Annotated in this window: 21 protein-coding genes, 1 tRNA gene and 1 other RNA gene; 3 read left to right on the top strand and 20 right to left on the bottom strand. The window is 30.8% G+C overall.

Annotated features, from left to right (window positions below; translation table 11 throughout):
* Positions 1-3 precede the first annotated feature (3 nt).
* Entirely contained in the window at positions 4-1,047 is a 1,044-nt protein-coding gene (locus tag CAMP5121_RS05945) for an AI-2E family transporter (protein ID WP_263702250.1), read from the bottom strand.
* Entirely contained in the window at positions 1,037-2,047 is a 1,011-nt protein-coding gene (gene ruvB / locus CAMP5121_RS05940) for a Holliday junction branch migration DNA helicase RuvB (protein ID WP_039619088.1), read from the bottom strand. Before ruvB ends, CAMP5121_RS05945 begins: the two co-directional genes overlap by 11 nt.
* Before the next feature lie 87 nt (positions 2,048-2,134).
* Between ruvB and CAMP5121_RS05935 the strand changes: the two genes are divergently transcribed.
* Both CAMP5121_RS05935 and ssrA read left to right on the top strand, forming a co-directional pair.
* Positions 2,135-2,545, top strand: coding sequence for a histidine phosphotransferase (locus CAMP5121_RS05935; RefSeq protein ID WP_257399298.1), 411 nt, complete (start codon positions 2,135-2,137; stop codon positions 2,543-2,545).
* A gap of 1 nt (position 2,546) precedes the next feature.
* Positions 2,547-2,905: a transfer-messenger RNA gene (gene ssrA, locus CAMP5121_RS05930) on the top strand.
* Between the two features lie 4 nt (positions 2,906-2,909).
* Here ssrA and CAMP5121_RS05925 read toward each other — a convergent pair.
* The 3 genes from CAMP5121_RS05925 to CAMP5121_RS05915 all read right to left on the bottom strand — a co-directional run bounded on the left by CAMP5121_RS05925 (position 2,910) and on the right by CAMP5121_RS05915 (position 4,650).
* Entirely contained in the window at positions 2,910-3,131 is a 222-nt protein-coding gene (locus tag CAMP5121_RS05925) for a hypothetical protein (RefSeq protein WP_214135152.1), read from the bottom strand.
* A 120-nt stretch (positions 3,132-3,251) separates the two neighbouring features.
* A complete protein-coding gene (locus CAMP5121_RS05920; protein ID WP_337215061.1) occupies positions 3,252-4,181 on the bottom strand; it encodes a ribose-phosphate pyrophosphokinase in 930 nt (309 codons plus the stop codon).
* Between the two features lie 64 nt (positions 4,182-4,245).
* Positions 4,246-4,650 carry an acyl-CoA thioesterase gene (locus CAMP5121_RS05915; protein WP_012661971.1) on the bottom strand — a complete coding sequence of 135 codons (405 nt, stop codon included), beginning with the start codon at positions 4,648-4,650 and terminating at the stop codon, positions 4,246-4,248.
* A gap of 64 nt (positions 4,651-4,714) precedes the next feature.
* On the opposite strand from CAMP5121_RS05915, the gene ciaB reads away from it, so the two are divergent.
* On the top strand, positions 4,715-6,550 hold the full coding sequence (ciaB, locus tag CAMP5121_RS05910) for an invasion protein CiaB (protein WP_263736690.1): 1,836 nt from the start codon (positions 4,715-4,717) through the stop codon (positions 6,548-6,550).
* 18 nt (positions 6,551-6,568) lie between these two features.
* Here the strand turns inward: ciaB and CAMP5121_RS05905 are convergent, their stop codons facing one another.
* The 15 genes from CAMP5121_RS05905 to pglB form a co-directional block, all read right to left on the bottom strand.
* Positions 6,569-6,763, bottom strand: coding sequence for a hypothetical protein (locus CAMP5121_RS05905; RefSeq protein WP_263724914.1), 195 nt, complete (start codon positions 6,761-6,763; stop codon positions 6,569-6,571).
* Complete coding sequence (locus tag CAMP5121_RS05900; protein WP_337215060.1) at positions 6,756-8,225, bottom strand: Y-family DNA polymerase; 1,470 nt, start codon at positions 8,223-8,225, stop codon at positions 6,756-6,758. Before CAMP5121_RS05900 ends, CAMP5121_RS05905 begins: the two co-directional genes overlap by 8 nt.
* Before the next feature lie 85 nt (positions 8,226-8,310).
* Positions 8,311-8,400: transfer RNA gene (locus tag CAMP5121_RS05895), tRNA-Ser, on the bottom strand.
* A 49-nt stretch (positions 8,401-8,449) separates the two neighbouring features.
* Positions 8,450-9,004, bottom strand: coding sequence for a PepSY-associated TM helix domain-containing protein (locus CAMP5121_RS05890; protein WP_263682382.1), 555 nt, complete (start codon positions 9,002-9,004; stop codon positions 8,450-8,452).
* Between the two features lie 62 nt (positions 9,005-9,066).
* Positions 9,067-9,777, bottom strand: a complete 711-nt coding sequence (pssA, locus tag CAMP5121_RS05885) for a CDP-diacylglycerol--serine O-phosphatidyltransferase (RefSeq protein ID WP_263724916.1) — start codon at positions 9,775-9,777, stop codon at positions 9,067-9,069.
* The gene (locus CAMP5121_RS05880) at positions 9,774-10,391 is read right to left on the bottom strand and encodes a phosphatidylserine decarboxylase (protein ID WP_337215059.1); all 618 of its coding nucleotides are present in this window, start codon (positions 10,389-10,391) and stop codon (positions 9,774-9,776) included. The genes pssA and CAMP5121_RS05880 overlap by 4 nt, the downstream gene beginning before the upstream one ends.
* A complete protein-coding gene (ftsH, locus tag CAMP5121_RS05875) occupies positions 10,391-12,313 on the bottom strand; it encodes an ATP-dependent zinc metalloprotease FtsH (protein WP_337215058.1) in 1,923 nt (640 codons plus the stop codon). Before ftsH ends, CAMP5121_RS05880 begins: the two co-directional genes overlap by 1 nt.
* Positions 12,313-13,149 carry a 50S ribosomal protein L11 methyltransferase gene (locus tag CAMP5121_RS05870; protein WP_337215057.1) on the bottom strand — a complete coding sequence of 279 codons (837 nt, stop codon included), beginning with the start codon at positions 13,147-13,149 and terminating at the stop codon, positions 12,313-12,315. Before CAMP5121_RS05870 ends, ftsH begins: the two co-directional genes overlap by 1 nt.
* A 12-nt stretch (positions 13,150-13,161) precedes the next feature.
* Complete coding sequence (locus CAMP5121_RS05865; protein WP_039619063.1) at positions 13,162-13,539, bottom strand: chemotaxis response regulator CheY; 378 nt, start codon at positions 13,537-13,539, stop codon at positions 13,162-13,164.
* 113 nt (positions 13,540-13,652) lie between these two features.
* Positions 13,653-15,416 (bottom strand): UDP-N-acetylglucosamine 4,6-dehydratase (configuration-retaining), encoded by a 1,764-nt coding sequence (gene pglF, locus CAMP5121_RS05860; RefSeq protein ID WP_337215056.1) that lies wholly within the window; start codon positions 15,414-15,416, stop codon positions 13,653-13,655.
* Position 15,417: 1 nt separating this feature from the next.
* Positions 15,418-16,578, bottom strand: coding sequence for a UDP-N-acetylbacillosamine transaminase (gene pglE / locus CAMP5121_RS05855; protein ID WP_337215055.1), 1,161 nt, complete (start codon positions 16,576-16,578; stop codon positions 15,418-15,420).
* Complete coding sequence (gene pglD, locus CAMP5121_RS05850; protein WP_337215054.1) at positions 16,575-17,171, bottom strand: UDP-N-acetylbacillosamine N-acetyltransferase; 597 nt, start codon at positions 17,169-17,171, stop codon at positions 16,575-16,577. Before pglD ends, pglE begins: the two co-directional genes overlap by 4 nt.
* A complete protein-coding gene (gene pglC / locus CAMP5121_RS05845; protein WP_039619057.1) occupies positions 17,158-17,760 on the bottom strand; it encodes an undecaprenyl phosphate N,N'-diacetylbacillosamine 1-phosphate transferase in 603 nt (200 codons plus the stop codon). The genes pglD and pglC overlap by 14 nt, the downstream gene beginning before the upstream one ends.
* Positions 17,753-18,880: a N,N'-diacetylbacillosaminyl-diphospho-undecaprenol alpha-1,3-N-acetylgalactosaminyltransferase gene (gene pglA, locus CAMP5121_RS05840; RefSeq protein WP_337215053.1), complete on the bottom strand. Its 1,128-nt coding sequence runs from the start codon at positions 18,878-18,880 to the stop codon at positions 17,753-17,755. The genes pglC and pglA overlap by 8 nt, the downstream gene beginning before the upstream one ends.
* The gene (gene pglB, locus CAMP5121_RS05835) at positions 18,877-21,015 is read right to left on the bottom strand and encodes an undecaprenyl-diphosphooligosaccharide--protein glycotransferase (protein WP_337215052.1); all 2,139 of its coding nucleotides are present in this window, start codon (positions 21,013-21,015) and stop codon (positions 18,877-18,879) included. The genes pglA and pglB overlap by 4 nt, the downstream gene beginning before the upstream one ends.
* Position 21,016 lies beyond the last annotated feature (1 nt).

The raw sequence follows: 21,016 nt of genomic DNA, 5'->3' as shown, positions 1-21,016 counted from the left end.
CCTTTATACAAAATGCTTTTCTTTTAAAATCACATATAATTTTAAAGTAGAAATAAAGAAAGTCAAAATAGCAGGTCCAAGGATAATACCCCAAAAACCAAAACTTGAAATTCCTGCTATCATCGCAAAGAAAATTAAAAGTTCGTTAATTTGCGTTGGAATTTGAACAAGTTTTTCATTAATCCATTTAATGATATAAGGTTTTACTAAAGTATCTGCGATAAAAGATATCATTACCACGCTATAAATGAAAATCACTAAAGCACCGCTTAGATTGTTATTGGCAAATTCATATAAAGAAACAGGCACATAAACCAATGCCCCACCTACCACAGGGATTAAAGAGCTAAAGCAAAATAATATCCCCATTAAAATCGCATCATAACCATAAAATTTAGTAATGATAGCAAAAAGTACCCCTTGTAAAATGGCATTTAACACCATAGAATAAAACACAACAGACATTACATTGCTCACTTCACTTAAAATGCCTTGAGTTTCTTCTTTTTTCATAGGTACTATGCTTTTTATATAGCCAATGAGTTGGGCTCCATAAAGATTAGCAAAGAAATAAAACACACAAATTAACACCATATCAGTTAGAAATTTAGTCCCAAATTTAGTTGCGCTTGAAAGATAGGTTAAAACATCTTTAGAGATGGAATTTAAATCAATACTTGCTAATGCCTCTTTGATTTTTGGCTCTATAAAGTTTAAAGATTCAGGTAGATGCAAAGAATAATTTTTAAAATATTCTATGGTATTATGAATATAACTTATATTAAAACCGCTAGCTGCTTTTGCAAGTTCTATAATAGCATATACAAAAGGTATAAAAAATAAAGCTAACATAAAAGCAGTGGTAGCTGCTGCTGCTATGACTTTTTTACCTTTGAATATATTTAAGAATTTAACATTAACATTAGAAGTAGAAACAGCCATTAAACTTGCTATGGCTATATTCATCAAAAAAGGTTTAAATAAAAAAAGCACCCAAAATAAAATAAATAAAATAAAACTAATTAAGAAAAAATTACTACTTTTCATCAAATAAACCCTTGTTGTATTTTAATTTTAAAACATCAAAACTTTTTAAGCTTGCAATACGACCTTTGGCTGTTCTTTCTATATAACCATTTGCTAGTAAATATGGCTCTATCACATCTTCTATGGTATTTTCGTCTTCACTTAATGCTGCAGCTATACTAGAAAGTCCTATAGGTTTTCTTTTAGCCTCAGTTAAAAGCTCTAAATACCGCAAATCCATCGCGTCAAAACCAAGCTCATTTACCCCTAAAGAATCAAGCGCTTCTTTAGCTCTTTTTTCGCTAATGATTTCCTCATCATTTACATCAGCAAAGTCTCTTACACGCTTAAGCAATCTTAAAGCAATCCTTGGGGTTGAGCGACTGCGTTTGGCTATTTCTAAAGAAGCTTTTTTTTCACAAGTTTTATTAAGCTTTAGAGCTGCTTTTTCTAAAATGATAGCAAGTTCTTCATTTTTATAAAATTCCAAGCGAAATTGCATGCCAAAGCGATCGCGCAAAGGATTGCTTAGCATACCTGCTCTTGTAGTAGCACCTATTAAAGTAAATTTAGGTAAATCGATTTTGATTGTTTGCGCAGCAGGGCCACTACCGATGATAATATCAAGACGAAAATCTTCCATAGCAGGGTAAAGCACTTCTTCTATGGCAGGGCTTAAGCGATGAATTTCATCGATAAATAAAATATCTCCTTCACTAAGGTTAGTTAAAATCGCAGCTAAATCCCCGCTTTTTTCTATCATGGGTGCAGCGGTAGTTTTAATATTTGCATTCATTTCATATGAGATAATGTTTGCTAAAGTTGTCTTACCAAGTCCTGCAGGCCCACTAAAAAGGATATGATCTAGACATTCATTTCTTTTTTTAGCAGCTTTGATGAAAATTTCTAAATTTTTTTTAATGTTTTCTTGTCCTATATAGCCATCAAAATTTGAAGGTCTAAGGCTCGTTTCATAAGTTTCATCAGGGGAGAATTTTTCAATCTCTACGATTCTATCCATATTTTTTCCATTTTATTTTGTAAGAAATTTTAATTTTATCTAAAATTTGCTAAAATAAACATTTAAACTTAGATTATAGAAGTTTTTATGGGAATTTTAGAGCAATTAGAGTTAGATTACGAGCTTGAAGAAATCGAGCGTTTTTTGTATTTTTTTAGAAGTCTTTGCGATGTTTTAGAGCCTTTGATAGTAAAGCTAAGCAGTGATAGCTTAAAATACAAAGAAGCTTTAAAAGACTTAGAGCAAAATATCCACAACGTGGTTTGGGCTGCTAAAAGATTAAATTTAGATGAGATTGCAAATTTTTGCACATTTTGTGAGGAAATTATGCAAGAAGCAGCTAAATTTGATGGGCCTGCTAGCGATGAATTTGTGGATTGGATGTTTTTAGTGGGTGAGCAGCTTGATAGATATTGCAGTGATTATGAAAAAAATGCTTCTTTTTTAAGCGTATTTAACCCTCAAATTGCAAATGTTCCAGATAAAATTTCTAAATAATGGGGACGACTTGGCTTCGACAGGAGTAGAGTGGCCTTGGTGGCATGTCGCTTTGAGCAAAGCGTATAAAGCTCAAATTAAAATTAAACGCAAACAACGTTAAATTTGCTCCTGCTTACGCTAAAGCTGCGTAAGTTCAGTTGAGCCTGAATTTTAAGTGATACTATCTAGCTTAGAATTTGGTCATTTTTGATAGTGTAGATTGAAATTTGACAAGTTTTGATTGAAGTTAAAGTCTTAGTCTAGCTTGAAATTTTGGAAGGTGAGTTTGGCTAGATGAAATTTTCACCTTTGCTAAGCATGTAGATGCCGTGGTTGTTTTATTTTTGGACAGGGGTTCAATTCCCCTCGTCTCCACCAGTAATTAGTTTTTATTAACTAGTGCATCTCTTATATCTATGACAAGATAAATTACAAAAAAGCTTAAAAATATCGCAACTAAAGATCCAATAAGTGTTACTAGACCTACTATAAATCCTAGAGTAAACATCAGCGCAATAGAATAAATAATCGCTATAATAAAGCTTAATGCAGCCGCTATATCAAGTATAGTTCTACCAAAATTTAAGATTAAATTTTTAATCATAATAACTCCTTAATTAATAATAATTTATTAATTATAGCAAAATATAGTTTTAATTAATATAAAATTGTAGAATTATTTGAAGTTTAGATTTTCTTTGCAAGGATGGTCCTTGCAAAGAATTTATACAAATAAAGAATTCACACTTTCATTGTGATAAACTCTGCGTATTACCTCGCCAAAAATAGGTGCTACGCTTAGGACTTTGATTTTATCCATTTGTTGTTTTAAAGGTATAGTGTCAGTTACTACTAGCTCATCAAGCGCATCTTTGGTTATTCTTTCATAAGCTACGCCGCTAAGTACAGGGTGGGTACAGCAAGCTATAACTGACTTTGCACCTTTGTTTTTAAATACTTCAGCAGCTTTTACTATGGTTCCTGCTGTATCGATGATATCATCTACTAAAATCACTTCTTTATCTTTTACATCGCCGATGACATTCATCACTTCACTTTCATTAGCTTTTTCGCGTCTTTTATCTACTATAACTATATCAAGTCCTAAAGCTTTTGCTACGCTTCTAGCTCTTGCTATACCACCTATGTCAGGACTTGCGATGATAGGATTTTTGTAGTTTTTATTTTTAATATAATCATTAAAAATAATACTTCCATAAAGATTATCCACAGGTATATCAAAAAAGCCTTGAATTTGTCCAGCATGTAAGTCTATGGTAGCTACTCTATCCACGCCAGCTGATTCTATAAGATTTGCTACTAATTTTGCAGTAATAGGCACCCTAGGGCTTGCTTTTCTATCTTGTCTAGCATAACCAAAATAAGGGATGATAGCTGTGATAGAGCTTGCACTTGAGCGACGCAATGCATCTGTCATGATTAAAAGTTCCATTAAATTATCATTTGTTGGAGCACAAGTACTTTGAATGATAAACACATCTTTACCACGCACGCTTTCATCTATTTGAATGCTAATTTCACCATCGCTAAAACGCTTCACACCTGCATTGCTTAGAGGCAATGAAAGGTATTTTGAGATTTTTTTAGCAAATTCCTCGTTTGCTGAACCAGAAAATATTTTATATCCACGCATATATAAGCCTTAGAAAGTTTTTTGTGATGATATAAAAAGTTTTTTAAAAATACAATAAAACATATTAAAAGCCATGTAATCTTTTTAAATCCGCATCAATAGGAAATTTATTTCCATCTTTATCTACACTCACATAAGTTACTACAGCTGAAGTTACATGCATACAATACACACGGCCATATTCATTAGCTCTTTGAGTAACTACTTCTACTGCTACGGTGATGGATGTATTACCTGCTTTGATGATTTTTGCATAGCAAGATACCAAATCACCTACGAAAATTGGCTCTTTAAAAATGATTTTATCTACCGCAACTGTGACAACTCTTTGTGGGGAAAGTTCTCTTGCAGCAATGGCTCCGGCTAGATCAATTTGTGACATGATCCAACCACCAAAGATATTACCAGCGGGGTTTGTATTGCTTGGCATAGCTATAACTCTTAGCTTAGGTTCTCCCATATCTTTCATACATTCTCCTTGTGTTTTAAAAAAAACATTATAATTAAGTTTTAAAAATAAAGAAAGGTAAAAAATGAATGATTTTAAGCAAATAGCAAAAATTGTGAAAAATAGGAAACAAAATATCAATAGTCTTTATAATATACTTCAAACTAATCAAAGTCATCCTTTGATAGATAGAGCTTTAGAACTAGCTAATCTTGAAAACGAAAAAAGCAATGTTTTAGCAATGTTGCGTCGTTTGGTGGATTTAAAAGAGGAAAATTTAGTCCAAGAGCTTGAGAAAAAAGGTTTAAATGAAGAAGAAATTTCTCAAATAAAATATAAAGTTTTTTCTTTAGTAAGAGCCTTTTATGAAGTAGAACATCAAGATTTAATCGATGAGATTAAGAGTAAAAATTTACTTGATGAGTTTTATTTGGCTTTAGTTCAAGGTGTGCATAATATAGGTGTAGTTATGAATTCTTTTGAGCTTGTTTGGAGCAAGCAAATTTTAGATACAAATAATAAAATCTTAAAAGAACAATTTCCAAATTTAAGTGATGCTTTGGAGTTTTTAAAGCAAAATGAGCTTTATCAGCTTAATCAAGATGGTGAAATTTGTGAAAGAAGCTATGGGGCTTTAGTTAAAATAGGAACACTTTGGAGATTTTTACCTTATGCAAAGGCTTTTGAAAATGAGGTTTTAAAGCTTGAATATGAGTTTGATAAACTTTTAGAAAAACTAAGAAATTGTGCGTTAGATGATGAAAAAAATGCTTATATTGACTATATAGAAAAATTAAAATTTGCATTTTGTGAAAAAGATAATAATGAAGTGGTTAAAAAATGGCAAGAAGCAGAGCTTGCGTGGATGGAAGTAAAATGCCCATTGCAAATTGGCCATCCTTTAGAATACTATGAAGACTCTTACACACATGCAGTAGCACTTGAGTGGGATATACGCTTAGAAGATGTGAGTGATTTTAATGGGAGTGAGTTTAAAGATAAAATCAAAGAAAGCTTTGCAATGGTGTATGCAAATTTAGATGAAGAAGATGAAGCTTTGTTTGATGAAGTGAATTTTAATCTTGAAAAAACTCAGCTTTATATTTGTATGCCTATGATTTTTTATGGAGCAGAGCTTAAGGGGCTTTTTTCTGCTCAAGTAGTGCCAAATGATGAGTATGTAAGCAATATAGCAGGAAAAAAGATCTTTGCTTTTTTAAATTATGTTTATGAAAATGCTAAAACCAAGCCTTTTATGAAGCTTTCTTCTATGGTATTTGAAAAAGAATTTTTAGATTATGGTAGAGAAATTTTATTTTACAATGAAAAATTATGGAAAAGAATTTATGAAGTTTCTACCATAGGTCATGAGTTTGGGCATATTTTCTTTGTGGCAAATGATAGCGAAAAGAAAATGAATGAAAGTGGTGTGTTTAAAAATATAGAAGAGTTTAAAGCTACTGCGGGTGGGCTTGTAAATTTCTTTTTACATGAAGAAGATGATTTAAAGCTTCCTGTGTTTTATGAGCTTATTAAAAGGGCTATAGGATTGATCGCTTGGCAAAGAGTAGAGGAGGTTAAGCCTTATTATACTGAAGGTTTGATTCATTTATCATTGTTGTTTAAATCAGGGGTGTTATCTTTTGCAAATGAGAAATTAAACATTAAATTTGATGAGGAAGCTTATGAAGCCTTTAAAGCTGTGTTTATGCAAAATTACTATAAGTTAGCAAGACATTATATGCTAAAAGAAGATGCTAAAAATTATTTAGATGAGTTTTGTATTTTAGAAGATGAGGTGTTTTTACCACTTGATGAAGAATGTAAGGAATTTGTAAAATATTACTATGAATTACACAAACTTTATGGCAATGAAATCGATGAAAGTGGAGAGTTTGAAAAATACTCTAATGCAAAATAAAATTTTATCAAGAAGAACTTAGCTTTCTTCTTGATATTTGCTATTTTCTAATGCTTTTTCCATATCTTTTTGCGTTTTTAAAATAGCTTTGTTAAAACCATTTAGCACTGAAAATGGAGCAAATTGCGCCGCTCTTTTTTCTCTTGGCATTGGTGGAAATTGTTTTGATTTTTGATATTTTTTATTTATTATATCTTTATAATCATCATGCATTATGACCTCCTATTAAAGAAGTAATTTCTTTAGTCTCATCATCCAAGCTTGAAGCTTTTAAAATAGCTTTTTTACCAAATTTTTGCATGATTTGAAGTCTTGCTTTTTGGAGCTTTTCTTCTTTTTCAAGTTGATTTTTTTCTTGCAAAATTGCATTAAAATCACTAAATAAATTTAATTCTTGGAAATTTTCTTGTGCTTTATCTGTGATATTATTTAAACTTAGGCTGATTTTTCTAATGCTTAAGTTTTTATCGCTGATTTTGTAAAAAAGTTCCAAGGCTTTTTTATTGATGATTTTTAAAGAATGGGTAAAATTTTCTAAATTTATACTTCCATGAGCATTTTTAGGTATAGTTCTTCCATAATTATCTTTAGTAGTAGCTCCTTTGTAAGAACCCAAAAAGCTTGAATTTTCTAAATTGCTTTTATCATATTGTATATCTAGCGTGATATGGTTTGTTTTAAGGTTATTTTGTATAAGTTCAAGCACTAAATGATCGACAAGTTCTTTTAAAACTTTTATTGTTTGATTATTATCATATGCAAAAGGCAAAACTTTAGCCATGACTTTAGAGTGATTTTGTGATTTGTAATTTTTAATATCTTTCATCGTGCAAGTTTCAATACCCCATGCATGATCAATTAATAATTCAGCATTAACACCAAAGTGTTTATAAAGCAAAGCTTCGTGTTTTAAAGAAAATCTTGCAAGATCTCCCATAGTATAAATGTTTAAATTTGCAAGTTTTAAGGCAATGCCTTTGCCTATACGCCAAAAATCTTTTAAAGGTTTGTGTTGCCATAATTTATATCTATATAATTTTTCATCTAAAAAGGCTATAAGTAAGCCATTTTCATCTACTTGCTGTCTTTTAGCAAGTATATCCATAGCAATTTTAGCTAAGTATAAATTTGTGCCTATACCTGCTGTTGCAGTGATTTTACTTGTGTGTAAAATATCAAGTAAAACCTTAGTAAGTAACTCATAAGCTGAAAGTTTGTATTTTTCAAGATAAGAACTAAGATCAATAAAAACTTCATCAATAGAGTATATATGGATATCTTTTGCATCAAAATACTTCAAATAAATACTGTATATTTTTGTGCTAAATTCTATATAAGTAGCCATTCTGGGCTTGGCGATGATGTAATCTAGTTCTAAATTTAAATCATTTTTAAGTTCTAATGTATCAAAACTTTTAGCTTTAAAGCAGTGTTTTTGAGTTTGTTTTAATCTTTCTTGGTTGATTGAGTGGATTTTTTGTTTAAACTCAAAAAGTCTTAATCTACCAGGTATATTGTAAGTTTTTAGTGCAGGTGAAACTGCTAGTATGATGGTTTTATCTGTTCTTGATTCATCTGCTACAATGAGATTAGTTGTTAAAGGATCTAAATTTCTTAAAACACATTCAGCTGAAGCGTAAAAAGATTTCAAATCAATAGAAGCATAAATTTGCATAGTATGTGAAGCTTGCCTTTAAATTTATTATAATTATAACAGTAAAAATTATTAAAATAGATGAAAGGAAATGAATTTTATAAGGTGGCGGACAGAGAGGGATTTGAACCCTCGAGACCCGTTAAGATCTGCACCCTTAGCAGGGGTGTGGTTTCAGCCACTCACCCATCTGTCCGTATTAAAAGGGAAAGTATATCTTATTGATTATAAGATATACCTTAAATTTATACACTAAGATAAGCTATGATTAAAGTTATAACAAAACCAGCACCTAAAACCGCGATTTGTTTGCCTCTGTCTTTGCGTATAGCTATGATAGTGATTAAAAGTCCTGAAATATAAAGGATTATCATAGCAAGTGCAAAAGCTAGCCCAAGAACAGAAAAATACCACATACCTTTATCTTTGTGAAGTAAAATCATATTTCCAAGTAAACTTCTTTCTTTTGTGATAATTTCATAATTATTTTCATCTATTTTGACAATACTTGCAGTATAGTTTATAGTGCCAAGCTCTATTCCATCGCCTTTTTTGTTAAGTTTTGGTTCCAAAGATGAAGGAAGTTTTAAGTTATTTTTCTTTAAAAAATCAATTAAAAATTCAGCTTCAGCGCCTTCTTGGATAATAGCTTGAACTTTTTGAGTTTGAATTTTAGCTCCACTTTCCCCATCAAAACCAGCTATATAAGCAAAACCAGTAACAGCATATAAAAATGCTAGTGGTAAGAAAAATAAGCTAATGTAAATGTGAATTTGTCTGAATAATTTGTTTTTATTCATTTTTACTCCTTTTTGAAAATAATGAGAAGTATATTATTAAAAAGTGAAGTGAAAATAAAATTTTAATCTTTTTTAAATTTACGAGCTAGAGTAAAAAAGCTTCGAATGATTCCATAAAGTACATATAAGCTTGCGACGATTAACGCACTTTCTAAAAAATACAAATAAAGCATGGAAAATAAGATTACTAAAAGGATTAATACTTTTAAAACATTTGCCCGTTTTAAATCAATTTTTTTAAAACTTGGATATCTTATATTGCTTACCATTAAAAAAGCTAAAAGCATTTGAATACATACTATCACCAAAGAAAAATCACGTAAAAAATCATAATATAAATAAGCGCTTACCCATAAAGCACTTACAACTGCAGCTGTTGGTATAGGAAGTCCTATAAAAACTGAAGGTTCATAAGTACCTGTGGTGACATTAAATCTTGCTAAGCGTATAGCGCCAAAAACTACAAATAAACCAGCTATTAAGGAGCCAAAACGATCATATTCATAACCTATACTCATATAAAAAAGCATAGCAGGTGCAACACCAAAGGCTATTAGATCTGCTAGTGAGTCAAACTCAACTCCAAATTTAGAAGTAGAATTAGTAGCTCTTGCAACGCGTCCATCCAAGCCATCACAAATTAATGATAAAATGATATAAATTAATGCTTTATCAAAATTTTGATTAATAGAAGCAATCACTGAAATAATGCCTAAAAATATGGAAGCAGCTGTAAAAAGATTAGGTAAAATATAAATTAGTTTAAAATTCATGGATTTAAATACCCTATCAATGCACCAATGCGTACTTTATCGTTTTCATTTACGCAAATTCTAGTATCTTTTGGAAGCAATAAACTCACACTGCCATCAAACATAAAACCTATATTTTGTCCATGGTTTAAATGATGACCAAAATCATCAATATGAACTTTTCTATTTAAGGCGCCAAAAATGATGCGTAATGCCCATTGTTTGCCTTTAGAGTGTACTAAAAATAGCATTCTTTCGCCCATTAAATTTGTATTTTTCATAAATGGACATAAAAAAAGCCCGTGTCTTGGTCTAGTTTCTTCTATATCCATATTAAGTGGAGCTATGATGCTGCCTTGATGGATGATATTGTTTATAATTTGCACTTCTATGCATTCGCCAAGCTCTTTATACGAGCTTGTTTTAATGCATTTTATTTTTCCTTCTATGGGAGCTATGATAGTATTTGGATCTGCTATATAATCGATTTTACTAGCTCTAAAAAGGCAAGCAAAAAGTATAAAAATACACCATAAAAGCCAAGAAAATCCCCATATAAATTGAGCTATTGCAAAAACTATAGCTAGAATTATAAGTAAATTCCAGCCAGCCTTTGCAATAAAATTTGTTTTCATTAGTTATCCTTAGTAACTTCTTGCTCTTTTTCTTCTAAGCGCGTTAGAAGATTGTTTTCTTCTTCATAGTTTTTAATAATCTCTCTTACTTTAGCACCATCAATAGTTTCTTCTTCATAAAGTGCTTGTACCATTACTTCTATAGCACCACTATAAGTTTTTAAAATTTCTTTTACACCCGCATAGCGTTCATCTAAGGTTTTCTTCACATACTCATCTAAATCTTGAGCCATTTTATCAGAATAATCTTTGATAGTTTGTCCGCCACTTAAGAAAGTATTTCTTTGTTTTTCAAGCACCATTAAACCTGCAATTTCACTCATACCATACATAGAAATCATAGCTTTTATGATATCAGTTGCACGCTCAAGGTCATTGCTTGCACCAGTTGAAATTTCTTTAATGAAAATTTCTTCAGCTGCACGCCCACCTAAAAGCACATCAACTTCAGCCAAAAGCTCATGTTTTTGCATTAAAAATTTATTTTCTTCAGGAGTATTGAGCGTATATCCTAAAGCTGCTAAACCACGCGGTATAACAGAAACTTTACTTACTTTTTTAGCACCTTTTGTGGTTTCAGCGATTAAAGCATGGCCACATTCATGATAAGTTACGATTTTTTTCTCTTTATCATTAATTCTACGTGATTTTTTCTCAAGTCCTGCTATAGCTCTTTCTACTGCTTCAACTAAGTCTTTTTGTTCTACATGTTTTTTAGAATCCCTACCTGCAAGTAAAGCTGCTTCGTTAATGATATTTGCTAAATCAGCACCCGCAAGACCTGCTGTTAATCTTGCGATATCTTCTACTTTTACTTCAGGTGAAATTTTAACATCTTTCATATGAACTTTTAAAATATCACATCTGCCTTTAAAATCAGGCTTGTCTACCAAAACTTGTCTATCAAAACGTCCCGGTCTAAGTAATGCTGCATCTAAGACTTCAGGACGGTTTGTCGCTGCTAGTACGATTACTGGCGAGCTTTCAGTACCAAAGCCATCCATTTCTGCTAGAAGTTGATTTAAAGTTTGCTCTCTTTCATCATTTCCACCCATCATACCACTTGCTGCACGTGATTTGCCTATAGCATCAATTTCATCTATAAATACAATAGCTGGAGCTTCTTTTTTAGCATTTTCAAATAAATCTCTAACCCTACTAGCACCAACACCCACAAACATTTCTATAAAAGATGAACCTGATACGCTAAAAAATGGTACATCGGCTTCGCCTGCTACTGCTTTTGCAAGTAAAGTTTTACCTGTACCTGGAGGACCTACAAGCAAAAGTCCTTTTGGAATTTTTGCTCCAAGATTGATATATCTTTCAGGATATTTTAGAAAATCAACTATTTCTTTAACTTCTTCTTTTGCTTCCTCAACACCTGCAACATCATTGAATTTAACTTTTGGTTTTTCTGAATTTACAAGCTTTTTAGAGCTTCCTATACCAAGTATAGATCCGCCCATATTTTTTTGCATACGAGAAGCTAAAAACATCCATATACCAAAGAAAATAAATACCGGTAAAACCCAAGAAAGTAAGATATCTATAAACCAATTACTCTCGTTAAAAGCTCCATAAGAAACGCCTTTTGAATCAAGCAAAGGCACAAAAGTAGCATCATTTGGAACTTTTTTGGTAATATATACCATATTTCCTGCTTTAGACACTGCTTTTATGGTAGTTTGACCTATGTTAACTTGGGCAATTTGATTGTTTTCAATTAAAGTTTTTAATTCAGAATAAGTAACTTTTTTGGTATTTTCTCCGCCCATAATACCCATGCTACCATCATCTGAAAATCCTTTAAATAAAAGAATCATCACAATGGCAAAAATAGCGAAAATAAAAATAGGGTTTTTATTGAAAAAGCTATTATTGTTTGGATTATCTTTTGGTTCGTTTGGTTTTTTATTCATTATTTTGTTTCCTTTTTGTAAGCTAAACTCAACCACTCTCCTTTGTGTTTACATTCTAACAAAGTCAAATCTTTGAATTTATCTTTAATTCTTTCTTCATATTTATTTAATATACCAGATAAGATTAAAATTCCACCTTCTTTGGTTTTTTCTTTAAGATCTTTTTCTAGTATGATTAAAATATCAGCAATGATATTTGCCACAACTATATCATATTTATGTAAGCTTTTATTAATAGAACCTACCCAAATATCATCAAAGCTAACTTGATTTAATTTTGCATTTTCTTTGCTTGCAACTATGGCTAGCTCATCTGTATCACAAGCTTGCACTTTAGCTCCAAGCTTTGCCATGATGATACTTAAAATCCCACTTCCGCAGCCTACATCTAAGCAAAATTTAGAATCATCTGTGTATTTTTGTAAAAATTCTATACAAGTGTAAGTGCTTTCATGATGTCCTGAGCCAAAAGCTAGGGCAGGGTCTATAATGATATTGATTTTATCTTGTATAGCTTCTTGCCAAGTGGTGTGAATGTGGATATTGTCAATGGTTAAAGCTTTTATGCCTTTTTTATACTCTTCTATCCAGTTTTTATTTTCTTTTTTTTCTAAAGTAGAATGAAAATAAATCTTAGTATTAAATTTTTCACATAATTTTTGATGAAAGCTTTGCAAGGCTATTTGAATGAGTTTCATATCTTCTTCTGATCGTATATAAACGCCATCATTCTTTTCTTCTATGGCATCTATATCTAGAGAAAAAACAAGATCAAGGAATAAATCTAAATATTCCTTGTCTGTTTGAAAAAAAAGTTCGTAATAATGTGTTTGCATAAAAACTTATAATCAGCCTTCGTTTGTTCCTAAAACATCTTCAAGTTTTTCTTTTAATACTTGAGGTGTAAAAGGTTTTACAATATAGTTATTTACACCTGCTTTTAAAGCTGTGATAACTTCTGCCTTACCACCTTCTGTAGTTACCATGATAATAGGCATATCAGCATATTTTTCTTCCGCTCTTACTTTTTTTACTAATTCTAAGCCGTTCATTTCGGGCATATTCCAGTCAGTAATTAAAATTTTAATATCATCATTTTGTGAAAGCAAATCCCAAGCTTCAACTCCATGTTCAGCTTCTAAAACATCTTTATGACCTAATCTTACAAGAGTGTTTTTGATTATTCTTCTCATGGTAGAACTATCATCAACTACTAATAACTTCACTTTTTTTCCTTTATCTTGATGTAATTACATAAAAGTGTAATTGTATCGTTTTTATTTTTATTAATCAATTAAAAGTTTATATTATACCATTTAAAAATAAAATTAGAATTTAATCACTCTCCATTTTTGTTATGATTAAACTCAGGCACAATTTCCTTTAAAACTTTTGCAGGATCTGTGCTTTGGAGTAATCTTTCTATTTCTTGATTTAAAATTTTTAAATCTTTAATTTCACTAGTGGTAACAAATATACTTTCATATTGAGTTTTCAAATCATCTTCATGGATTAAAAGCTCTTCGTAAAGTTTTTCACCTTTTCTAAGTCCAGTGATTTTAATTTCTAACTTTTTATTAGAAAGTAAAAGCATTTTTTTAGCTAAATCCATAATTTTAACAGGCTCGCCCATATCAAGTACAAATAATTCTCCACCTTTGGCAATAGCCGCAGCTTGTAAAACAAGTTGCACAGCTTCATCCACAAGCATAAAATAACGCACTATATCAGGATGAGTAAGAGTAAGTGGTTCATTAGCTGCAATTTGAGCTTTAAATTTAGGTATAACACTTCCACTTGAGCCTAAAACATTACCAAAACGCACAGAAGCTACTTCAAAATTTTCACAACTTGAACTTAGCGCATAAAGTTCACAAATTCTTTTTGTACAACCCATGATATTAGTTGGTCTTACAGCTTTATCAGTGCTTATCATAACAAATTTAGCAACCTTGTAAGTTTTTGCAAGATCGATTAAATTTTTAGTACCTATGATATTATTTAAAATAGCTGAATGTGGATTTTGCTCACACAAAGGTACGTGTTTATAAGCTGCTGCATGCAAAATCAAATCTATGTTTTTTTCTTGTAAAAGTTTTTCTAACGCTTCTTTGTCTAATATACTCATCATAATAGGTTCAATTTTTTCTTTATGCAAGCTTAATTCTTCATTGATTTTATATAAATTATACTCGCTATGATCAAGCATGATTAAGTGTTTTGCGCCAAATTTAATGCATTGTTTGCAAAGCTCGCTTCCTATAGTCCCACCAGCCCCACTAACTAAAACTACCTTATCTTTGATAAAATCAATCACGCAAGCATTATCTAAATCTTTTGGCTTACGCGCTAATAAATCTTCAATGCTTATATCTCTTGCTTCATTTTGTGTAAAAGAAAAAAGTTTTATATCATTAATCCCATAAGCAATAAGCTCATCAAAAAGCTTTTTGAGTTCTTCTTGCTCAAGTTTTAAAGCAATGATAGCAGTATGAATACCTTCGGCAGTATATTTTCTAATAGCTTCTTTTTCTTCAACTATAAATTTATCACAATAAGTACCTATTAAATTTTTACGCTCATCTACCACAGCTACGGGGAAAAGTCCTAAGCTTCCTTCTTTGGCTCCTTTTAATAAATGTAAAGCCTTTGAAGTGGCACCAACTACTATACAAGGATGTTCTTCATTATATTTTGGTTTTCTAAAATCAACTATCATTCTTTTGCTTATACGCAAACTTCCAATTAACATGCAAGATAAAACAAAGTCTATTCCTATAACGCTTCTTGGAAAAGGGTTAAAAAAATCATCATAAAAATAATAAATTGCTAAAAATACAAGTTCAGCTAAAGCTAAAGCAATGAATAATTTACGTGCTTCATTAAGTGAGAAAAATCTCCAAGCAACTTGATAAATTCTAAAAAAAGCTAGAAAAATGATTTTAAGTAAAATCAAAATCACAGCACTTTTAAACATACCTTCATAAAATTCACTTGGGATGTCTGCACTAAAGCGTAAAGAAAAAGACAAATAAATACTTATAACAAAAAGTAAAATATCAGCGCCTAGGAAAAAACCTAAGCGTTTGCTTTTATAATCCATCTTAGTCCTTTAAGGTGTTTAAGATTAAAGTAGAAACTTCCTTTACATCAGCTTTACTCATAGTAGTTGCGCTTGGAAGGCAAATTCCATTGCTAAAGAAAAACTCACTATTGCCATTTAAGTAAGCATCGCAGCCTTTGTAAAGTTCTTGTAAATGCATAGGCTTCCAAAGCGGACGACTTTCGATTTTGTTATCTTTTAAAACTTGTATGATTTTTAAAATTTTATCTTGAATTTGAACATTTTTATTTTCACATATACAATGTTTTTCATAAGTATTAAGTTTATTTAAATCAAAATCAAGTAAGGCAGTACTTAGCCAGCGATTTGACTTGGTATTTTCAAGTTCATCTAAAAAAGTAAAAGTTTCACTTAAAAATTCTTTATACCAGCTATAAATTTCACGCTTTTTACTCACTCTTTCTTCTAAAACTTCCATTTGAGCAGTACCGATTGCACCTAAGATATTGCTCATTCTATAATTATAGCCATATTCTTTATGCTCATAATGAAGGCAATTTTCTCTAGCTTGGGTACTATAAAATCTTGCTTTTTCAAGATTAGCATGATTTTCACTTACAAGCATACCGCCACCACCTGTTGTGATGATTTTATTACCATTAAAAGAATATACTCCAAAATCCCCAAAAGTACCTAAAGCTTTATTTTTGTAAAAACTTCCCAAAGCTTCAGCAGCATCTTCGATTAAAAAAATTTCATTTTCTTTACAAATTTGGACAATCTCATCCATTTTAGAAGCATTACCATAAAGGTGTGTTAAAATGAGAGCTTTTGGTTTTTTAGGACTTTCTTTGATAGCTTTTTTTAATAAATTTACATCTAAATTATAAGTTTCATCACAATCAATAAACACAGGCGTAGCATTCATGTAAGAAATAGGCGCTACTGAAGCAATAAAAGTAAAACTTGAAGCTAAAACTACATCACCTTCTTTGATACCCAAAACTCTTAAAGCTAGATGAATGGCTGCAGTGGCTGCATTTAGAGCAAGTGCATTAGAGCTTTTTGTATAATCTTTAATACTTTGTTCTAAGGCATTAACAAACTCGCCCAAAGGTGCTATATAATTACTTTCAAAAGCTTTATGTATGTATTCTAATTCTTTTCCACTCATATGTGGTGCTGATAGAAAAAATCTCATTTTACCTCCTTTATTTTCTTAGCAGGAACTCCAGTATAAATACCTTTAGAAGTTAAGTTTTTAACCACAACTGCTCCTGCACCTAAAGTTATATCATCATTTAAACTCATACAAGGAATAACGCTTGAATTAACTCCCAAAAAACAACGCTTTCCTATTTTTACATTTCCTGTTAGCTTAGCTCCAACGCTAATATGGCTAAACTCATCTACAAAACACTCATGCTCAATCACACAAGCAGTATTTAAAATCACACCTTTTGCAATGCTAGCTTTAGCATTAACTACGACATTTGGCATGATCAAAATACCCTCATCATCTAAAAAAGCACTTGAGCTAATAATAGCACTTTTGTGTATCAAATTTACTAATCTAAATCCATCTTCTTTTGCTTTTTTGAAAAGTTTTTCTCTAATAGAGTTTGCACCAATAGCAATAAACATATCGTGTTTTTCTAAGTTGGAGTGATATTTTAAGCCTTTATTATCATCCAAAAAGATAATTTTTTCATACCCTAAATTTCTAGCTACATCAGCACAGACTAAACCATGCCCACTAGAGCCATATATATAAATACTTTTAGTTGTGCCCATTGAATTTATCCGTTGTAGCTACTCCTTCTTTATTAACCCCACTTCTTTTTAAAACTTTAACAATGGTCATAAAAAAGATTTTAAGATCAAATAAAAAAGAGCAATTTTGCACATATTCTACATCATATTTAAATTTTTGCTCCCAAGAAATAGCATTGCGTCCATTAATCTGAGCCCAACCTGTAATGCCTGGTCTTACATCGTGGCGTTTTTTTTGCTCTTGATTGTATAAGGGCAAGTATTCTACAAGTAAAGGTCTTGGGCCTATGAAGCTCATGTCGCCTTTTAATACATTAAAAAGTTGTGGTAATTCATCCAAGCTCAAGCTTCTAACTAGCTTACCAAAAGGCTTTAGGCGTAATTCATCAGGAAGTAATTCTCCATTTTCATTGGTTTCATCACTCATAGTTTTAAATTTATAAATATAAAAAATTTTTTCATTTAATCCTGGTCTTGCTTGTTTAAAAAGCACACTTCCTTGAACGATTTTTAAAACAATGCCAATAAGCACTATAAAGGGTGAAAAAACAATCAACAAAATCAAAGCCAAAAAAAAGTCAAAAACACGCTTTAAACCATTTTTATACATTTGTAAAACCCCTATAAAAGTCAAGATATTTCAAAGCTATGATATTTTCATCATAATTTTGCGCTCTAAGAAAAGCATTTTGCGCTAAAGTATTTTTTAGTTTTTCATCTTCTAATAAAACTGCGATTTTTTCAGCTAAATCTTTACTATCTTTGCATTTACAAATTAAACCATCTATGGCATTATCCACTGCTTCAATGCAACCTTCAGCATCACTTACCACACATGCTGTTTTACAAGCTTGTGCTTCTAAAACCGTTCTTGGATAGCCTTCTTTATAACTTGGTAAAACAAAAATATCGCATAAATTTAATAAATGTGCAATATCACTTCTTGCACCAAGATAAAAAACATCACTTGAGTTTAAAAATTCTAATGGTGCGCAAGATTTATTATCATCCCTTCCACCTACCAAAACAAAATTTGCCTTATCTTTTAAAATTTGACTTGCCTCATAAAATTCTTTAATACCTTTATGCCAAAGCGCTCTTGAGATCATTAAAACGATAGGTTTATTGGGCATATTATGCTCTTTTAAAAAGGCTTGTTTTTCTTCTGTGCTAATTTTTAAAGGTAAAAATTGTTTTAAATTTAGTCCTACGGATTTGATGATTTTGATTTTTTCTTCTTTTAAGCCTAAATTTTTCATAAATAAAGCATTGCTTTCATTGACAAAAATAAAACCATTAGCAAGTTTAAAAGAAATTTTATAAAGTAAATTAATGCTCATTCTTACTAATTTGCTTTTAAAATCATCATCTATATAAAAACTTCCTAAGCCCTCAACCAAACCAAAAGTATATTTAATGCCCGCCATTTTAGCTGCTATGATACCTGTTGTATTGCTTTTGTGGGCGCTTGTTTGTAAAAGCTCTAAATTTAAACTTTTGAGTGTATTTTTTAAACTAAGTAGATTTTTAAAAACGACTAAAGGATTAACGCTTGATCTGGCTAAATCATAAAAGCAAACCTTATAGCCTAGCTCTTGTAATTTAATAGCAAAATCATCTTTTGGAGTGATGATTATAACTTCATGATTATTTTTTTCTAAAGCCCTAATGAGTGCAAGACGAAAATAATACACACTCATTGCACTGTGGGTTAAAATTCCTATTTTCATCTTTTTAGCCTATAAATTTTTGCTCTTGCATCATTAGTGACTTGCTCAAATAAATCTTGATCATATTGATTTAATAAAAACATTTGTATATAAGCACTATTATAAAGACTTTCATCTAAAATTACAAAACTTTTATATTCTCTTAAAAAGAGCAAATAAATTTGAGCTTTTGAATCAATTTCATTGTAATAAAATTTGCCATTAGTGATGGATTCTATATCCACAAAAGCTTTTAAAGGTATGCTTGCACCTTCTACTTTTAAGGCCCTAAAATCATTAATAATTTCTACTCCATTATCAAGCATAACAGAACCTGTAGTTTTATCTTGAGCTATGGCATTAGCTTGAGAGAAAAATAAACTTTTTTCTTGCTCTCCATTGTCAGGATTTGTATTTGCAAATTGTGCCACCACAGGCATGATACGCAACATTCTATAAGGCATATAAATATATACATCTCTAGTTTTATTGGTATCAAATTTAAAATTTTTATCATTTAAACTTTCTAAAAAATCTTTAGCACTTGTTTGGTTATAATCTTTAACCATAGCTTTTAAAACATCAGGATAGTTTTCTTTGAAAGATTTTTCAGTGTATTCTACGCTAAGTCTTGCCATGTTAGCTGCTGGAATTTGTTCTTTACTTAAGACAAAAGATGAGAAAAAATTATCTTTTCCTAGGTGTTTTCCACCATCGATTAGGGTTTTTACATCGCTATAATAGCGTATTGGGTAACCATAATCCCACCAAGCAACGACATAATCTTCTCTTTGAGCTTTATTTTTTAAATCATTTAAAATGCTAGCTTCATAAGAAGTAAAAACAGTAGAGGATTTATAATAATAAATATGCATCAAAGCAGGGCTTATACTAAAAAATGCAATGAGTATGAGTAAGATATTTTTATTTCTTAGACTCAGTTTGATTTGTTTTTTTTCTAAAAAATTAAAAAATGCATATAAAAAATACCCAAAACCCAAAGCCATCACAGGAACTGCATAAATGGTAAATCTAAGTCCAGCTCTTAAAGCCATAAAACCTAGTGCAAGCATAGGTAGAGCTAAAAGCATGCTTTTATGATCTTTACAAAGTAAGATAAAACCTATAAAAGAAAGGATAAATACTAAAACACTAGAGCTAATCCTTTGCGTAAATACTTCAGGATCGATAGTATTTACTTCCATAATGGTTTCATTGACATTAAAATACATAAAGGCAGCATCTTTTAAATTTTGCACATCAGAAGCTTTAAAAACATAAAATTTAAGTTGATATAAAACAGGATCTAAACCACCACTTAAATGTAATATCAAAATGCTAATAAAAATCAAAGCCCAAATCATATAAAAATTAATTTTTTCTTCTTTAAAAGCAAAAATAGCAAATAATAATACAATCAAAGCAAGTTTATATTGCCATGCTAGCATACTTAAAGCTATGATCATCAAAGCAATAGCTAGATAAAAAATCTTTTCTTTTCTATGAAATACTAAAGTATAAAGTCCAAAAAGTCCTATCATGGCAAAATTTAAAGAATAACTTGATGGATACCACCACAAATAAATCATAATAAAAACCGGACTTAAAAGTAGGGTGAAAATGTCTTTATTAATAGTTAAGCGTATAAAGGTAAGCAAAATAAGCATTGGTAAAACTAACACTAGCATATCTGTATCATAATATCCACTCATAGTGCGGTTGTAATAACTATTTGCAATGCTTCCAAGTAAGGCTGCTATAAAGCCATAAGTAGTGAGTTTATACTCTCTTGCGATTAATATAATAGGCACAACAATTAAAGAAGCAAAAAAAGTACTCATATATAAGATAATACTTTCAAAGCTAAAAGGTAAAATATTATAAAGCCAGTAAGTCAAAGTAGAAAGTGAGCTTCCAAAATAAGATAAGTCATTAGGTTGATGAAAACCTGCTATCATATCTCTTGCACCTTCTGCAAAAGCATAGCCATCATTAGTAGTAATCATGAGTTGATCGTTAAAGAAAAACTCATAAAACTCGCTTGCCCAAGCCACCCAGTATAACCTACACAAAACACTAAAAGCAAAAGCTATAAGGATTAAAATACAGGTATATTTTATAGAATTATTATCAGTGAAATTTTGTCGTAGTTTCATT

The organism is Campylobacter sp. 2352 PW (assembly GCF_024723575.1).
Taxonomy (GTDB): Bacteria; Campylobacterota; Campylobacteria; order Campylobacterales; family Campylobacteraceae; genus Campylobacter_D.
The sequence above is the reverse complement of the archived record's forward strand: the minus strand, read 5'-3'. Positions and strand labels throughout refer to the sequence as shown.

Bases quoted from the DNA above. Each gene is read 5' to 3' on its own strand.
- CAMP5121_RS05870 (WP_337215057.1), bottom strand. From the start codon at position 13,149: ATGCAAACACATTATTACGAACTTTTTTTTCAAACAGACAAGGAATAT.
- pglE (WP_337215055.1), bottom strand. From the start codon at position 16,578: ATGAGATTTTTTCTATCAGCACCACATATGAGTGGAAAAGAATTAGAA.
- CAMP5121_RS05935 (WP_257399298.1), top strand. From the start codon at position 2,135: ATGGGAATTTTAGAGCAATTAGAGTTAGATTACGAGCTTGAAGAAATC.
- CAMP5121_RS05920 (WP_337215061.1), bottom strand. From the start codon at position 4,181: ATGCGTGGATATAAAATATTTTCTGGTTCAGCAAACGAGGAATTTGCT.
- ruvB (WP_039619088.1), bottom strand. From the start codon at position 2,047: ATGGATAGAATCGTAGAGATTGAAAAATTCTCCCCTGATGAAACTTAT.
- pssA (WP_263724916.1), bottom strand. From the start codon at position 9,777: ATGAATTTTAAACTAATTTATATTTTACCTAATCTTTTTACAGCTGCT.
- CAMP5121_RS05880 (WP_337215059.1), bottom strand. From the start codon at position 10,391: ATGAAAACAAATTTTATTGCAAAGGCTGGCTGGAATTTACTTATAATT.
- ftsH (WP_337215058.1), bottom strand. From the start codon at position 12,313: ATGAATAAAAAACCAAACGAACCAAAAGATAATCCAAACAATAATAGC.
- pglB (WP_337215052.1), bottom strand. From the start codon at position 21,015: ATGAAACTACGACAAAATTTCACTGATAATAATTCTATAAAATATACC.
- CAMP5121_RS05890 (WP_263682382.1), bottom strand. From the start codon at position 9,004: ATGAATAAAAACAAATTATTCAGACAAATTCACATTTACATTAGCTTA.
- pglD (WP_337215054.1), bottom strand. From the start codon at position 17,171: ATGGGCACAACTAAAAGTATTTATATATATGGCTCTAGTGGGCATGGT.
- CAMP5121_RS05925 (WP_214135152.1), bottom strand. From the start codon at position 3,131: ATGATTAAAAATTTAATCTTAAATTTTGGTAGAACTATACTTGATATA.
- pglA (WP_337215053.1), bottom strand. From the start codon at position 18,880: ATGAAAATAGGAATTTTAACCCACAGTGCAATGAGTGTGTATTATTTT.
- pglC (WP_039619057.1), bottom strand. From the start codon at position 17,760: ATGTATAAAAATGGTTTAAAGCGTGTTTTTGACTTTTTTTTGGCTTTG.
- CAMP5121_RS05945 (WP_263702250.1), bottom strand. From the start codon at position 1,047: ATGAAAAGTAGTAATTTTTTCTTAATTAGTTTTATTTTATTTATTTTA.
- CAMP5121_RS05915 (WP_012661971.1), bottom strand. From the start codon at position 4,650: ATGAAAGATATGGGAGAACCTAAGCTAAGAGTTATAGCTATGCCAAGC.
- pglF (WP_337215056.1), bottom strand. From the start codon at position 15,416: ATGGATTATAAAAGCAAACGCTTAGGTTTTTTCCTAGGCGCTGATATT.
- ciaB (WP_263736690.1), top strand. From the start codon at position 4,715: ATGAATGATTTTAAGCAAATAGCAAAAATTGTGAAAAATAGGAAACAA.
- CAMP5121_RS05900 (WP_337215060.1), bottom strand. From the start codon at position 8,225: ATGCAAATTTATGCTTCTATTGATTTGAAATCTTTTTACGCTTCAGCT.
- CAMP5121_RS05905 (WP_263724914.1), bottom strand. From the start codon at position 6,763: ATGCATGATGATTATAAAGATATAATAAATAAAAAATATCAAAAATCA.